Below are 14388 nucleotides of genomic sequence, written 5' to 3'. Positions count from 1 at the left end.
CTTACGCGTTTTCGACGATGATGCCTTCGATAATATTGGACACGTCTTCGCAACGGTCGGTCACGGTTTCCAGAATTTCGTAGATCGCTTTGAGCTTGATCAGGTTGCGCACGTCCGGTTCGTCGCGGAACAGCTTGGACATGGCGGCGCGCATCACGTGGTCGGCATCCGATTCCAGGCGGTCGATCTCTTCGCAGATGGCGACGATCTTGCGCGAGTTGTCCATGTTGTGCAGCATGGCGACGGCGTCGCGCACTTTTTCGGTACAGGCCAGCACCAGTTCAGCCAGGCGCTTGGCTTCCGGCGTGACGGCTTTCAGGTCGTACAGCGAGACGGTTTGCGCCGCATCTTCCAGCAGGTCGAGGATGTCGTCCTGGCGCGTGATCAGCTGATGGATGTCATCGCGGTCGATCGGCGTGATGAAGGTCTTGTGCAGCATTTCCACGGTGGCGTAGGTGACTTTGTCCGCCTGTTTCTCGATGCTTTCGATCGCGTGCACGCGGTTTTCCAGGTCGTCGAAATTGGTCATCAGGCCGAGCATCTCTTTCGCGCCCTTGACGCACAGTTCCGCGTGCTGGTTAAACAATTCAAAAAACTTGCCCTCAGTGGGCATCAAGCGTCCAAACATGTCATTCTCCGTTAAGCATTGAGTCGTGTTATTTACTACAGAAAGCCGCCCCGTATGAGGGGGCGGCCAATGGAATTGCCAGTGCTGCTGAGTCTTAGTCGCCTTGGTAAAGCGCCAGGCCACCACTGTAATTGCCAAATTTGGTGTACTGCCCCATGAAGGTGAGGCGGATGCTGCCGATTGGGCCGTTACGTTGTTTACCGATGATGATTTCGGCCGTTCCCTTGTCTGGCGAGTCGGGGTTATATACCTCGTCGCGGTAAATGAACAGGATCACGTCGGCATCCTGCTCGATAGCGCCCGATTCGCGCAAGTCGGACATGACAGGACGTTTGTTCGGGCGTTGCTCCAGCGAGCGGTTCAGCTGGGACAGCGCGATCACGGGACAACCGAGTTCTTTCGCCAGGCCTTTCAAGCCCCGCGAAATCTCGGAAATCTCCGTGGCGCGGTTGTCGCCCGGCGTATTGGCCGACATCAGCTGCAAGTAATCGACGATGATCAGGCCCAGCTTGCCGCACTGGCGCGACAGGCGGCGCGAGCGGGCGCGCAATTCGATCGAGTTGAGCGCCGGCGTTTCATCGATGTACAACTGCGCGTCGTTCATCTTCTGGATCGCATTCGTCAGGCGCGGCCAGTCTTCGTCGTTCAGGCGGCCCGTGCGCAGGCGGTGCTGGTCGAGCTGTCCGACGGAGCCGAGCATACGCATGGCCAGCTGGGCGCCGCCCATCTCCATCGAGAACACGGCCACGGGCAAGCCGCTGTCGATGGCCACGTTTTCGCCGATGTTGACGGAAAACGCCGTCTTGCCCATCGACGGACGTCCCGCCACGATCACCAGGTCGCCCGGCTGCAGACCGGAAGTCATGCGGTCGAGGTCGATGAAACCGGTGGGCACGCCCGTGATTTCACTCTGGTTGTCGCGGCTGTACAGCTCGTCGATGCGCTCGACCACCTGCGTCAGCAGGGGCTGGATGGCGGTCCAGCCCTGGGCGCCGCGCGCGCCTTCTTCGGCGATGGCGAAAATCTTCGACTCGGCCTCGTCAAGCATCTGCTTGACTTCCTTGCCTTGCGGGCTGAAGGCCGTGCCGGAGATATCGTCGGCGACGGTGATGAGCTTGCGCAGCACGCCGCGGTCGCGCACGATCTCGGCGTAGCGCCGGATGTTCGCGGCCGATGGCGTGTTTTGCGCCATGGCGTTCAGGTAAGCGAGTCCGCCCACGTCCTCGGCCTTGCCGAGCTGGGTCAGGGTTTCAAAAACAGTAATGACATCGGCTGGCTTGGAAGCGTTAACCATCTTGACGATTTGCTCGAAGATGATGCGATGGTCATAGCGATAGAAATCCTCCGCATGCATGAAGTCGGCGATGCGGTCATAGGCGGCATTGTCGCGCAGCAGACCACCGATAACGGATTGTTCTGCTTCGATCGAATGCGGCGGAATACGGAGGGAATCCAGTTGCGGATCAGAGGGGGCGTTCATGGCGCGAATTATACCCGCTTCGGCGTGCTGGCAAAAATAAAGGGCTGAAAATGAGCGAAAAAAAGGCCACAAAAAAGCCGGGCGAACCCGGCTTTTCATAGTGCGGCAACGCTTGCGGGCCAGGCCCGCAGACGATTACGCGTTCGCGTCTGGAACGACAGCGATCACCACTTCCACGACCACGTCGGTGTGCAGAGCAACCGAAACGTTGTGCTCGCCAACGATCTTCAGCGGGCCGGTAGGCATGCGGATTTGTGCTTTTTCAACAGCAAAACCTTGCTTGGTCAGCGCTTCAGCGATGTCGAAGTTGGTGACGGAACCGAACAGACGGCCATCGACGCCAGCTTTTTGAGCAACTTGAACGGTCAGGCCGCTCAGTTTTTCGCCCTGGGCTTGCGATGCGGCCAGTTTGGCGGCAGCAGCTTTTTCCAGTTCGGCGCGCTTGACTTCGAATTCAGCCACAGCGGTTGCCGTAGCACGACGTGCCAGGCGTTGTGGGATCAGGAAGTTACGTGCGTAACCGTCTTTGACTTTGACGACTTCGCCGAGGTTACCGACGTTAACAACTTTTTCTAACAGAATGATTTGCATAGTTCTTCTCCAGGAATATCTGACCGATTAAGCGTGGTGCAGATCGGTGTATGGCAGCAGCGCGAGGAAGCGAGCGCGCTTGATTGCGGTGTCGACTTGGCGCTGGTAGTGCGCTTTGGTACCGGTCAGGCGTGCTGGCATGATCTTGCCGTTTTCCTGGACGAAGTCTTTCAGCGTGTCGACGTCTTTGTAGTCGACTTGCTCAACGTGAGCTGCCGTGAAGCGGCAGAACTTCTTACGTTTGAACAAAGGGTTTTGCTGTTTGCGTTTTTCTTTAAGCTTGAGCTTATTTTTGTCGAACTTTTTACCGAATGCCATGTCAGGCTCCTGTATCTAAAATGCGCTAGTCAGAATTGACTGCACTAAAATCAATGATGTGAAACACCAAACTCTTGCTGTTGCGGCTCTTCCTGGCCAGGAAACCCGTGAACTGATAGACCCCGCCCAAGCTTGCCTGACTGAACCGGCCTGAGATTTCGCCAGCGGCTAGCGCGGCAACATCAAACTCGGTCAAACGGGCAATCCCTGCTTCCATCTGCTGCGAACTGTGTTGCAATACTGCATTCACAATCGGCAGCCCTGCCGGGGTATAGCGCAATATTTCGCGCTCGGCAATGATGGCGGTGACTTGTAGCTGGTTCAGCGCACGATCCTGGTCAACAATTAAGCGGCTGCGGCTGGAGCGGCTGCTGGTGCTTCGGTGCGGTGGCTTTTGGCCGCGTCTTCGCGTTGTACCGATTTCATCATCGGCGAAGGAGCTGTTTCAGCTTTCTTCATTTTAACGGTCAGGTGACGCAACACGGCATCATTGAATTTGAATGCTGTTTCCAACTCGACCAGGGTCTCGTTGTCGCATTCGATGTTCAGGCAGATGTAGTGTGCTTTAGGCAGCTTTTGGATCGAGTAAGCCATTTGACGGCGGCCCCAATCTTCCACGCGGTGAACCGAACCGCCGCGGGTGGTTACGCTGGCTTTGTAGCGTTCGATCATCGCGGGCACTTGCTCGCTTTGGTCCGGATGGACGATAAAGACTATTTCATAATGACGCATGCAAACTCCTTCAGGTCGGATTGATAATCGCCCACCCCGGCGTCAAGACGGGTGTGGGAAGGTCAGCCGAAGATTATAACCGCCTTTTGCGAACTATTCAATGATTGCTTGCGCCGCGCCCACCAACGCCTGCCTTTCTTGCCCCGACAGCAGATTTTCTTTCAAAATCGCCGAAAAAGCCCGAAATCTGCTTGCATAGTGCGCGATACTGTACAAAAATACAGACTGTTCATATAGACAGCATTTTAGTATGCACCCACCGCTCATGATCAAGCTGACAGCACGACAAGAACAAATCCTGAACCTGATCAAGGACGCGATTGAAAACACGGGCTTCCCTCCCACCCGTGCCGAGATCGCCAACGAATTGGGTTTCAAATCGGCCAATGCGGCCGAGGAGCATCTGCAAGCCCTGGCCCGCAAGGGCGCGATCGAGATTTCGCCCGGCACCTCGCGCGGCATCCGCCTGATCGGCGCGGCGCCGAGTGCGGCGGCCGAGGCGCTGCCGAAGGTAGCGCCGGCCCTGCTGATGTCGCTGCCCCTGATCGGCCGCGTGGCGGCCGGCTCGCCCATTCTGGCGCAGGAAAACCTCGAAGCGAGCTACAACGTCGACCCGGCCCTGTTTTCAGCCAAGCCCGACTTCCTGCTGAAGGTACGCGGCTGGTCCATGCGCGACGCCGGCATCATGGATGGCGACTTATTGGCCGTCAAGAAGGTCGATAGCGCCAAGAACGGCCAGATCGTCGTCGCGCGCATCGGCGACGAAGTCACCGTCAAGCGCTACAAGAAGACCGGTTCCGTGATCGAACTGTTCCCGGAAAATCCCGATTTCAAGGTCATCACCGTGTCGCCGGAAGATGAATTCGCCCTGGAAGGGCTGGCGGTGGGCTTGATGCGCAGCTGGCATTAGACGACTGCACGAAAAAAGGGCCGCAACAGCATGACTGTTGCGGCCCTTTTCATTTATCCGGCGACTTATACATCGAGTGCCTGGCGGAAATCCTCGAGCAGATCCACCTCGTCCTCGATGCCGACGGAGACGCGGATCAGGGATTCGGCGATGCCCATGCTGGCGCGCCGCTCGGCACCCATCTCGTAGAAGATCGTGTGGGCGACGGGAATGACCAGGGTACGCGTGTCACCGAGGTTGCTCGCGGGAATGGCCAGATTCAAACGATTGAGGAAATCGAAGCAATCGATGCCATCCTTCAATTCAAAGCTGAACAGCGAGCCATAGCTGCGGAACAGGTTCGTCGCCAGCGCGTGCTGCGGGTGCGACGCCAGGCCCGGGTAATGCACGGCTGCCACGCGCGGGTCGGCGGCGAGCATGGTCGCCAGCGCCAGGGCGTTCGAGCACGTGCGATCCATGCGCAGGGCCATGGTTTCCGCGCCGACGGCGATGTGGTGCGCCGCTTCCGGACCCAGCGAAGCGCCGAAGTCGCGCAAGGCCTTGGCGCGGATTTGCGCGATGCCCCACTGGGCCGGCGCCGCCTTCTTGTAATTGTCGAAAATATTCGGGTACTGCGTCCAGTCGAAGACGCCCGTGTCCGTCAAGCTGCCGCCCAGCGCATTGCCGTGTCCGCCAATGGATTTTGTCAGCGCATTGACCACCAGGCCCGCGCCCACGGCTTTCGGGCGGAACAGATACGGCGTCGTCATGGTGTTGTCGACGATGTACAAGATGCCTTGCTCGCGGCACAGGTCGCCGATTTTTTGCAGGTCGGCGATCTGCGTGCGCGGGTTGGCAATAGTTTCCACGAAAACAATCCGCGTGGCCGGCGTGATGGCGGCCGCCACGTTGGCGACATCGGTGGCGTCGACGAACGACACATCGATGCCCTGCCCCGTCACCGTTTGCCACAGGCTGTTGGTGTTGCCAAACAGAAAGGCCGACGAGACGACATGGTCGCCTGCGCGCAGCAGGGACTGCACCACGGCGCCGATGGCGCCCATGCCGGTGGCAAAGCACAGGGTGGCCACGCCGCCTTCCATCTTGTTGACCTTGTCTTCCAGCGCGGAGACCGTCGGGTTGCCCTGGCGGCCGTAGCGGAAGCCCGGCTCCTTGCCCTGGAATACGGAGGCGAGCTGGCGCGCGTCGGCGTATCCAAACGCAACGGAGGTGTGCACGGGCTTGTGCAGCGAGCCGTGCTCGATGCCCTTGCGGCGGTCGTTATGCAGGATGGTCGTGGTAAAGCCGTAGTTTTTTTTATCGTTCATGATCGCGGAGCAAAAAAAGCCCGGCGCTAGCCGGGCAAGATAATTACGCTTCTGTCGTTGCCAGGTTCAGGTTCAGCTGGGAACGCGGCGTATCTTCGGGCGCTGCCGCCTTTGGATGGTGGCGCGCATATTCGAGGCGGTCCAGGTATTCCTGCGACACGTCGCCCGTCACGTAGACGCCGTCGAAGCACGAGGCCTCGAAGTTGACCAGGGCCGGGTTGACGTCGGCGATCGCCTGCTTCAGCGCGCCGATATCCTGGTACACCAGGTAATCGGCCGTGATTTCGCGGCACACCTCTTCCGTCGTGCGGCCATAGGCGATCAGCTCGTCGCGCGTCGGCATGTCGATGCCGTACACGTTCGGGTAGATCACCGGTGGCGCGGCCGAGGCGAAGATGACTTTCGTCGCGCCCGCTTCGCGCGCCATCTGCACGATTTCACGGCTGGTGGTGCCGCGCACGATGGAATCGTCGACCAGCAAGACCACTTTATCCTTGAATTCGGATGGAATCGCGTTGAGCTTCTGGCGCACGGATTTCTTGCGCGCCGCCTGGCCCGGCATGATGAAGGTGCGGCCGATGTAGCGGTTCTTGATGAAGCCTTCGCGGTACTCGATGTTGAGCGCCATGGCCAGCTGGATGGCGGCCGGACGCGAGGAATCGGGAATCGGCATGACCACGTCGATATGTACGCCTGGCAATTCGGCGCGGATCTTCTCGGCCAGGTATTCGCCCATTTTCAGGCGCGTGGCGTACACGGAGGCGCCGTCGATGACGGAGTCGGGGCGGGCCAGGTAGACGAATTCGAAGACGCACGGGTTCAGGCTGGCGTTGTCGGCGCACTGGGCGCTGTGCAATTGCTTGTCAGCATCGATGAAAACGGCTTCGCCGGGGCCGATGTCGCGCACGAAGCGGAAGCCCATGCCTTCCAGGGCCACGGATTCGGAAGCGATCAGGTATTCGGGACCTTGCTCCGTTTCATTGATGCCCAGGCACAGCGGACGGATGCCGTGCGGGTCGCGGAAGGCCAGCAAACCCACGCCGGCGATTTGCGCCACGGCGGCGTAGCCGCCCTTGACGCGGCGGTTCAGCACGGTCACGGCCTTGAAGATGGCTTCCGGGTCCAGGTTCAGGCCCGTCGTCGCTTCCTGGATTTCATGCGCCAGCACGTTGAGCAGCACTTCCGAGTCGGAATCGGTATTGATGTGGCGGCGGTCGTTCTTGAACATTTCCTGCTTCAGCTGTTCCCAGTTGGTCAGGTTGCCATTGTGGGCCAGGGTGATGCCGAACGGCGCATTCACATAAAACGGCTGTGCTTCCTCTTCGCTCGACGAACCGGCCGTCGGGTAACGGCAGTGGCCGATGCCCGAATTACCTTGCAGCGAACGCATATTGCGCGTGCGGAAGACGTCACGCACGAGACCGTTGGCCTTGTGCATGGAAAACATACTGCTGTGATTGGTCGCAATCCCTGCCGCATCCTGACCGCGATGTTGCAAAAGCAACAATGCATCATAGAGCAATTGATTGACAGGTTGATGGGAAACGACGCCGACGATGCCACACATGGTGTGCTCCTAAACTGTGCTACTGATTTTAAAAAAAATTCAAAATTTCACATGCTGCGCGTAAGCGGCAGGCAGATAAGGCTTGATGGCGCGCGCGCCCTGCTCCGCGAACGGGCTGAGCAGCGCGTTTTTCCAGAATGGCTGCTGCGGTATGGAAGTCATGCCGCACAAGATGACGGCGGTCAGCACGATCACAAGGCCCCGCGCCAGGCCGAACAGGCTGCCCAGGGTGCGGTCGGCCAGGCTCAGGCCCGTCACCTTGACCAGTGCGTCGACCGTCATGGACAGCAATCCCATCAAAATGCGCACGCCGATGAACAGCACGACGAAGGCCAGCAACAAACGGATGGCTTCGCCCGGCACGGCTTCCGGCAAAAATTTCGCCAGGGTGGCGCCATAGGCGTTGGCAATGACGAAAGCCACGATCCAGCTGACCAGGGACAGTATTTCCTTGACCAGGCCGCGCATCATGCTGATCAGCACGGAGGTCACCAGCACGAACAGCACCAGGTAATCGAAGATCGTCACGCGCGTTCAGCCTTGCATCGTCACACTGGTACCAGGCTGCCGCCCAGGCCCAGTTTTTGCAGCTTGGCGCGCGTCTTTTCCGCATCGTCGCGGCTGCCGAACGGCCCCACGCGCACGCGGATGCGCTCGCCAGCCGGGCTGGAGACTTTCTGCGTGTACGACTTGATGCCCGCTTCGCGCAGTTTTTCCTGCAATTCGTCGACCTTGTCCTGCGTCGCCAGCGCCGCCACCTGCACCACGAACTTGCCGTTGCCGGCGTCGTGGGGCTTGTCTTGCGCTTTCTCTTGCGGCTTGCCTTCCAGGATGGCCAGCGCGCGCGCGGCATCGTCGGCCGATTGCGCCGGCTTGGCCGGTTTCGGCTCCGGCTTGGCTTCCGGTTTTACCTCATGCTTCGGTTCAGGCTTGGGCTCGTGTTTCGGTTCCGGCTTGGCTTCGTGTTTCGGCTCGGGTTTAGGTTCCGGTTTCGGCTCCACCTTGACAGGTTTCGGTTCGGGTTTCGGTTCGGATTTTGGCTCAACATAGGCCGGCTTGACGGGCGCAGGCTGGGCGGCTGCCAGCACGGGTGCCGGCGCAGGCGCGGGCTTGGCCGCGGGCGGCAGCGGTGCGTCGATAATTTCCTCGGACTGGTCCAGGCCATTCGCGGCGGCCTGGGCCGGAACGGCAGGCACGGGCGCCGGCGCAGGCGCGACAGCCTTCTCCTTCGACGGAATGTCGATGGCAATGTCGTTGAACGGTGCTTTCGGCTCGGAATCGAGCAGCATCGGCAAGCCGACGGCCACGCCCAGGGCCAGGGCAATGGCCCCGACCAGGCGGCGGCGTGCGCGTTTCTTTTCAGGCAAGACCGGATCCGGCGCTTCCTTGCCGCCACGGCGCGATCCGCCGCCACCGGAGGTGTTGGCGGCGCGCTTGCGGGTCGGCGACTGCGCTTCGCCAGGGACATAAAAGCCGCTGTCTTCGCCAGAGGATTCTTGCTTGTTTTTAAACAGTTTCGAGAACAAGCCCATGCGTGATTTTCAGTCGAGTGCGTTTCAGTGAAGTGAGGATTTTCGGGCCTTCATCACGCCGGCGACGGTGAGGAAAGAACCAAAGACCACAATTCTATCATTCTCACCGGCCCGGCTCATTGCATTTGCAAAAGCTTGTGCCGGATCATCGAAAATAGACACAGTGTGCTCGCTGCTGTCAGGCTTATCTTCCAGCATGATCTGCACCTTGGCGGCCAGTTCGGAAGCCGTGGCCGCGCGCGGCGAAGGCAGGCCCGCCAGGCACCAGTGGTCGACGTGTTCGCTCATGGCGGCCAGCACGCCATCGATATCCTTGTCATGCATGGAACCGAACACGGCGTAGGTGTACGGGTGGAAACCCATATTGCCCAGGTTCTGGTTCAAGGCCGAGGCCGCGTGGGGATTATGCGCTACATCAAGGATCACGCTGGGGCGGCCAGGCAAGACCTGGAAGCGGCCCGGCAACTCTACCGTCACGAGACCCGTGCGCACTTCCTGCGCGCCCACGGGCAGTTTCAATTTCAGCACTTCCAGCGCGGCCAGCACGGCCGTCGCGTTGAGGATCTGGTTGGCACCGCGCAAGCTCGGGTAGGCCAGCGAATTGCGGCGCTGCTCGCGCCCGCCGTAGTTCCACTGCTGCTTGTCGCCCGAATAGTTGAAATCGCGGCCCATCAGCCACAGGTCGGCGCCGATGGCCTCGGCATGGTCGATCAGCGACTGCGGCGGCACGGGGTCGCTGCAGATGGCCGCCTTGCCCGGACGGAAGATACCGGCCTTCTCAAAGCCGATCGCTTCGCGCGTGTCGCCAAGGTAATCCGTATGGTCGATGTCGACGCTGGTGACGATGGCCACGTCGGCGTCGATCACGTTGACGGCGTCCAGGCGCCCGCCCAGGCCCACTTCGAGGATGGCCACATCGAGCTTGGCTTGCGACAACAGGTGCAGGATAGCCAGGGTGGTGAATTCGAAATACGTGAGCGGCGTGTCGCCGCGCACGGCTTCGACGGCCTGGAAGCTGGCGACGAGCTGCTCGTCGCTGGCCATCTCGCCCAGCACGCGGGCGCGCTCATTGAAATCGAGGAAATGCGGCTTGATGTACAGGCCCACTTTGTAGCCAGCACGCAACAGCACGGATTCCAGCATGGCGCAGGTGGAACCCTTGCCATTCGTGCCCGCCACCATGATCACGGGGCAAGTAAAAGCGAGCTGCATGCGCGCCTTGACGGCTTGCACGCGGTCCAGGCCCATGTTGATCTGGGTTTCCGAATGGCGGGTTTCCAGCAGGGCGAGCCAGTCCGGCAAGGTGGTGGGGAGGTTTTGCATGGGAGACTTGTTGATGAGGAGACAGTGCGCGCGGCGCGCAGACGGTGTGGCGTGGCAACCAGGCGGGTCCGCAGGACACCGCCCGGCCTGTAACTATTTACGATTAAGCAAGCACTTCAACGGCCTGGTTCTGCAGCAAGGCCAGCAGACGGGCGATTTCTTCGCGCATCTTGCGGCGGTCGACGATCATGTCGACAGCGCCCTTGGTGACGAGGAACTCGGCGCGCTGGAAGCCTTCCGGCAGTTTTTCGCGCACGGTGTTTTCGATCACGCGTGGGCCGGCAAAGCCAATCAGCGCTTTTGGCTCGGCGATGACGACGTCGCCCATGAAGGCGAACGAAGCGGACACGCCGCCCATGGTCGGGTCGGTCAGCACGCTGATGAATGGCAATTTCTTTTCCGACAACTTGGTCAGCATGGCCGTGGTTTTCGCCATCTGCATCAGCGACAGCAAGCCTTCCTGCATGCGCGCGCCACCGGTGGCGGTGATGCAAATGAACGGCACTTTCTGCTCCAGCGCGATCTGCGCGCCGCGCACGAAGCGCTCGCCGACGACGGAGCCCATGGAGCCGCCCATGAATTCGAATTCGAAGCACGCCACGACCACTGGCAGGCTCATGATGGCGCCGCCCATGACGACCATCGCATCGGTCTCGCCCGTCGCTTCCATGGCGGACTTCAGGCGGTCGGGGTATTTCTTGCTGTCCTTGAATTTCAAGGTATCGACGGGCAGGATTTCCTGGCCGATTTCATAGCGGCCGCCCGCGTCGAGCAGGCTGTCGAGGCGCTCACGCGCGCGGATGCGCATGTGATGGTCGCATTTCGGGCACACATGCAAATTCGATTCCAGGTCCGTGCGGTACAGCACGGCTTCGCACGACGGGCACTTGACCCACAGGCCTTCCGGCATGGTCTTGCGCGCGGCAGCATCAGAACGCTGGATGCGCGGTGGCAGCAGTTTTTCCAACCAACTCATATTTTCTCCTTGGGCCCTTGTAGGGGTAGCGTCAGTGGACGCCCCCGGCAGACGGTCAACGGCGACGCCCCGCGGGGTGCCACCAAAAATTTTATCTATTGCACAATAACAGGCAAATCAGTGGCCGAAGTGTAGCCGTTTATCGCCGGGCTGTCGAACTTTGCCGCCAACGCATCTTGCGTAAACGGCAAGCTTGCTCAAGCGTCCAGTGCGGCGCGGATGCCTGCCGTAAAGCTGCGCACGGCATCGACGGCGCCCCCTTCCGGGGCGTTTTCAATTTCCTGGATGATGCGGCTGCCGATGACGACGGCATCGGCCACCTTGGCAACGGCCTTGGCCGTGGCGCCATCGCGGATGCCGAAGCCCACGCCGATGGGTAATTTTACATGCTGGCGGATGGCCGCGAGGCGTTCCGCCACCTGTTCCGTATCAATGTTACCGGCACCCGTGACGCCTTTCAGCGACACGTAATAGCTGAAGCCGCCGCCAACCTTGGCCACTTGCGCGATGCGCTCTTCCGTCGAGGTAGGTGCCAGCAGGAAAATCAGGTCGAGGCCGGCCGCGCGCATGGCGGCCGCGAATTGCTCGCATTCTTCGGGCGGATAGTCGACGACGATGGCGCCATCGGCGCCGGCAGCTTGCGCTGCATCAATAAACGCGGCGCTGCCGATGCGTTCGATGGGATTCGCATAGCCCATCAGCACGACGGGCGTCGTCTGGTTCGTTTCACGGAACTGGCGCACATAGCCGAACACGTCGTGGATGCCGACATTGAATTTCAAGGCCCGCTCGCAGGCGCGCTGGATGACGGGGCCTTCGGCCATGGGGTCGGAAAACGGCACGCCCAGCTCCAGCACGTCGGCGCCGCCCTCGACGAGCGCGTGCATCAGGGGCACGGTGGCGTCGGGGCCGGGGTCGCCGGCGGTAATGAAGGTGACCAGGCCGGTCTTGTTGCTGGATTTTAACTGGGCGAAGGTAGCGGCGATACGGGACATGGTGAGCTTTCTTTATCGGTGGAGGATGTCGGATGACGCGCTTGCGCGCTCATCCGACCTACGCGTTATGGGGAATTGACAGTTATTTAACTGAAATTCAATCCCATGCGCTCCGCCACCGTATGCATGTCCTTGTCGCCACGGCCCGACAGGTTGGCCAGTACAATTTGATCTTTCGGCAAGGTGGCCGCCAGCTTGGCCGCGTAGGCCAGCGCGTGCGACGATTCCAGGGCCGGGATGATGCCTTCGATATGGCAGCAGTCGTGGAAAGCCTGCAGCGCCTCGTCGTCCGTGATCGACACGTATTGCGCGCGGCCGGAATCTTTCAACCAGGCATGTTCCGGGCCCACGCCCGGGTAGTCGAGGCCGGCCGAGACGGAATGCGTCTCGATGATCTGGCCGTTGTCATCCTGCAGCAGATAGGTGCGGTTGCCGTGCAGCACGCCCGGAAAACCGGCCGTCAGCGACGCCGAATGCTTGCCCGTGTCCAGTCCCTCGCCGGCCGCTTCCACGCCGATCAGCTTGACCTCTTTCTGGTCGATGTACGGGTAAAAGATGCCCATGGCGTTCGAGCCGCCGCCGATGCAGGCCAGGACGTAATCGGGCTGGCGGCCCGTCATTTCCGGCATCTGCACCAGGCATTCCTCGCCGATCACGGACTGGAAATCGCGCACCATCATCGGATACGGATGGGGACCGGCCACGGTGCCGATGATATAAAAGGTGTTTTCGATGTTCGTGACCCAGTCGCGCATGGCTTCGTTCAGCGCATCCTTGAGGGTTTTCGAGCCCGACTCGACGGGCACGACGGTCGCGCCCAGCAATTTCATGCGGTACACGTTCTGCGCCTGGCGCTTGACGTCTTCGCTGCCCATGTAGACCACGCATTCGAGGCCGAAGCGGGCGCAGATCGTGGCCGTGGCCACGCCATGCTGGCCGGCGCCCGTTTCGGCGATGATGCGCGGCTTGCCCATGCGCTTGGCCAGCAGGGCCTGCCCGATCACGTTATTGATCTTGTGCGCGCCCGTGTGGTTCAAGTCTTCGCGCTTGAAATAGATCTGCGCGCCGCCGGCCATCTCGGACCAGCGCTTGGCGTGGTAGATGGGCGACGGACGGCCGACGAAGTGCTTGAGCTCATAGCGGAATTCTTCGAGGAATTCCGGGTCGGCGCTGTAGCGGGCGTAGGCGTCCTTCAGCTCGGCCAGCGCATGCGTGAGCGTTTCGGCAACAAATGCCCCGCCGTAGGGGCCGAAGTGGCCGCGCAGGTCGGGAAACGGGTAATCGGTGGCGTGGAACAATGCGGCGGCTGCGCCGGGCGCTGTGGTACGGTCATTCATGGTGGTTTCCTCTGGCAATGATGGCATCGGCATCCTGCACCGCGGCGATGAACGCGCGGACACGGGACGCGTCCTTGATGCCCTTGGACGCTTCGACACCACTGCTGATGTCGACGGCGTAAGGGCGCACGCGCACCACTGCGTCAGTCGCGTTTTGTACGCTCAAGCCACCACTTAAAACGACCCGAGGCGCGAGTTCTTCTGGAATGAGGGACCAATCGAATACCTTTCCTGCACCGCCATAGGCATCCACATAGGTGTCCAGCAAGAGGCTGGCAAACAAGGGACTGGCGGCGCGATAGCGCTGTTCGTATTCTAGCAAATCTTCAAAGGAGGTGTCAGGTTTCACCCTGAACACTTGTGTAAACGGCGTATTCACGGCGCCGGCCAGCGCGGCGCTGTGCTCGGGCGTCTCGTCGCCGTGAAATTGCAGCAGGGACAAGGGCGCCACGGCCCTGGTGGCCCGCACCTCGTCCACGGTGGCGTTGACGAACAGGCCCACCGCCGTCACGTACGGGGGAACGGCGGCGATCAGGCTGGCGGCCTGCTGCGGCGTCACGTAACGGGGGCTTTTCGGATAAAACACGAAGCCGATGGCGTCGGCGCCCGCCGCCACGACAGCCTGGATGTCTTCAACGCGGGTCAGGCCGCAGATCTTGATGCGTGTGCGTGGCATGCGATTCCTTTCTTGA

16 protein-coding genes are annotated in these 14388 nt (G+C 60.7%); 1 reads left to right on the top strand and 15 read right to left on the bottom strand.

Features of this window, described 5'->3' with window-relative positions:
• Position 1: 1 nt before the first annotated feature.
• The 6 genes from BXA07_RS06950 to rpsF form a co-directional block, all read right to left on the bottom strand.
• A complete protein-coding gene (locus BXA07_RS06950) occupies positions 2–628 on the bottom strand; it encodes a DUF47 domain-containing protein (protein ID WP_010400015.1) in 627 nt (208 codons plus the stop codon).
• A 94-nt stretch (positions 629–722) separates the two neighbouring features.
• Positions 723–2108, bottom strand: coding sequence for a replicative DNA helicase (locus BXA07_RS06945; RefSeq protein WP_071322553.1), 1386 nt, complete (start codon positions 2106–2108; stop codon positions 723–725).
• Between the two features lie 135 nt (positions 2109–2243).
• Positions 2244–2699 (bottom strand): 50S ribosomal protein L9, encoded by a 456-nt coding sequence (gene rplI / locus BXA07_RS06940; protein ID WP_034783456.1) that lies wholly within the window; start codon positions 2697–2699, stop codon positions 2244–2246.
• A gap of 27 nt (positions 2700–2726) precedes the next feature.
• Positions 2727–3017: a 30S ribosomal protein S18 gene (gene rpsR, locus BXA07_RS06935; protein WP_010400024.1), complete on the bottom strand. Its 291-nt coding sequence runs from the start codon at positions 3015–3017 to the stop codon at positions 2727–2729.
• Between the two features lie 25 nt (positions 3018–3042).
• Positions 3043–3342, bottom strand: coding sequence for a primosomal replication protein N (gene priB, locus BXA07_RS06930; RefSeq protein ID WP_034783455.1), 300 nt, complete (start codon positions 3340–3342; stop codon positions 3043–3045).
• Between the two features lie 20 nt (positions 3343–3362).
• Positions 3363–3749 (bottom strand): 30S ribosomal protein S6, encoded by a 387-nt coding sequence (gene rpsF, locus BXA07_RS06925; RefSeq protein ID WP_010400028.1) that lies wholly within the window; start codon positions 3747–3749, stop codon positions 3363–3365.
• Positions 3750–4014: 265 nt separating this feature from the next.
• On the opposite strand from rpsF, the gene lexA reads away from it, so the two are divergent.
• A complete protein-coding gene (lexA, locus tag BXA07_RS06920; protein ID WP_076566817.1) occupies positions 4015–4659 on the top strand; it encodes a transcriptional repressor LexA in 645 nt (214 codons plus the stop codon).
• 65 nt (positions 4660–4724) lie between these two features.
• Here lexA and BXA07_RS06915 read toward each other — a convergent pair whose 3' ends face one another.
• From BXA07_RS06915 to BXA07_RS06875, 9 genes are all read right to left on the bottom strand, one after another.
• A complete protein-coding gene (locus BXA07_RS06915; RefSeq protein ID WP_076566816.1) occupies positions 4725–5966 on the bottom strand; it encodes a cystathionine gamma-synthase family protein in 1242 nt (413 codons plus the stop codon).
• A gap of 43 nt (positions 5967–6009) precedes the next feature.
• Positions 6010–7533, bottom strand: a complete 1524-nt coding sequence (gene purF, locus BXA07_RS06910) for an amidophosphoribosyltransferase (protein ID WP_076566814.1) — start codon at positions 7531–7533, stop codon at positions 6010–6012.
• A gap of 39 nt (positions 7534–7572) precedes the next feature.
• A complete protein-coding gene (locus tag BXA07_RS06905) occupies positions 7573–8061 on the bottom strand; it encodes a CvpA family protein (RefSeq protein WP_076566813.1) in 489 nt (162 codons plus the stop codon).
• Between the two features lie 20 nt (positions 8062–8081).
• A complete protein-coding gene (locus BXA07_RS06900; RefSeq protein ID WP_076566811.1) occupies positions 8082–9065 on the bottom strand; it encodes an SPOR domain-containing protein in 984 nt (327 codons plus the stop codon).
• A 24-nt stretch (positions 9066–9089) separates the two neighbouring features.
• On the bottom strand, positions 9090–10388 hold the full coding sequence (gene folC / locus BXA07_RS06895) for a bifunctional tetrahydrofolate synthase/dihydrofolate synthase (RefSeq protein ID WP_076566809.1): 1299 nt from the start codon (positions 10386–10388) through the stop codon (positions 9090–9092).
• Positions 10389–10491: 103 nt separating this feature from the next.
• Entirely contained in the window at positions 10492–11364 is an 873-nt protein-coding gene (accD, locus tag BXA07_RS06890) for an acetyl-CoA carboxylase, carboxyltransferase subunit beta (protein WP_010400390.1), read from the bottom strand.
• Positions 11365–11561: 197 nt separating this feature from the next.
• Positions 11562–12359 carry a tryptophan synthase subunit alpha gene (trpA, locus tag BXA07_RS06885; RefSeq protein WP_076566808.1) on the bottom strand — a complete coding sequence of 266 codons (798 nt, stop codon included), beginning with the start codon at positions 12357–12359 and terminating at the stop codon, positions 11562–11564.
• Positions 12360–12445: 86 nt separating this feature from the next.
• The gene (gene trpB / locus BXA07_RS06880; RefSeq protein WP_139335461.1) at positions 12446–13696 is read right to left on the bottom strand and encodes a tryptophan synthase subunit beta; all 1251 of its coding nucleotides are present in this window, start codon (positions 13694–13696) and stop codon (positions 12446–12448) included.
• A complete protein-coding gene (locus BXA07_RS06875; RefSeq protein WP_076566806.1) occupies positions 13689–14372 on the bottom strand; it encodes a phosphoribosylanthranilate isomerase in 684 nt (227 codons plus the stop codon). Before BXA07_RS06875 ends, trpB begins: the two co-directional genes overlap by 8 nt.
• Positions 14373–14388 lie beyond the last annotated feature (16 nt).

Source organism: Janthinobacterium sp. TND4EL3, assembly GCF_900156175.1.
GTDB lineage: Bacteria > Pseudomonadota > Gammaproteobacteria > Burkholderiales > Burkholderiaceae_D > Janthinobacterium.
This window is presented reverse-complemented; position numbering and strand designations above follow the sequence as displayed.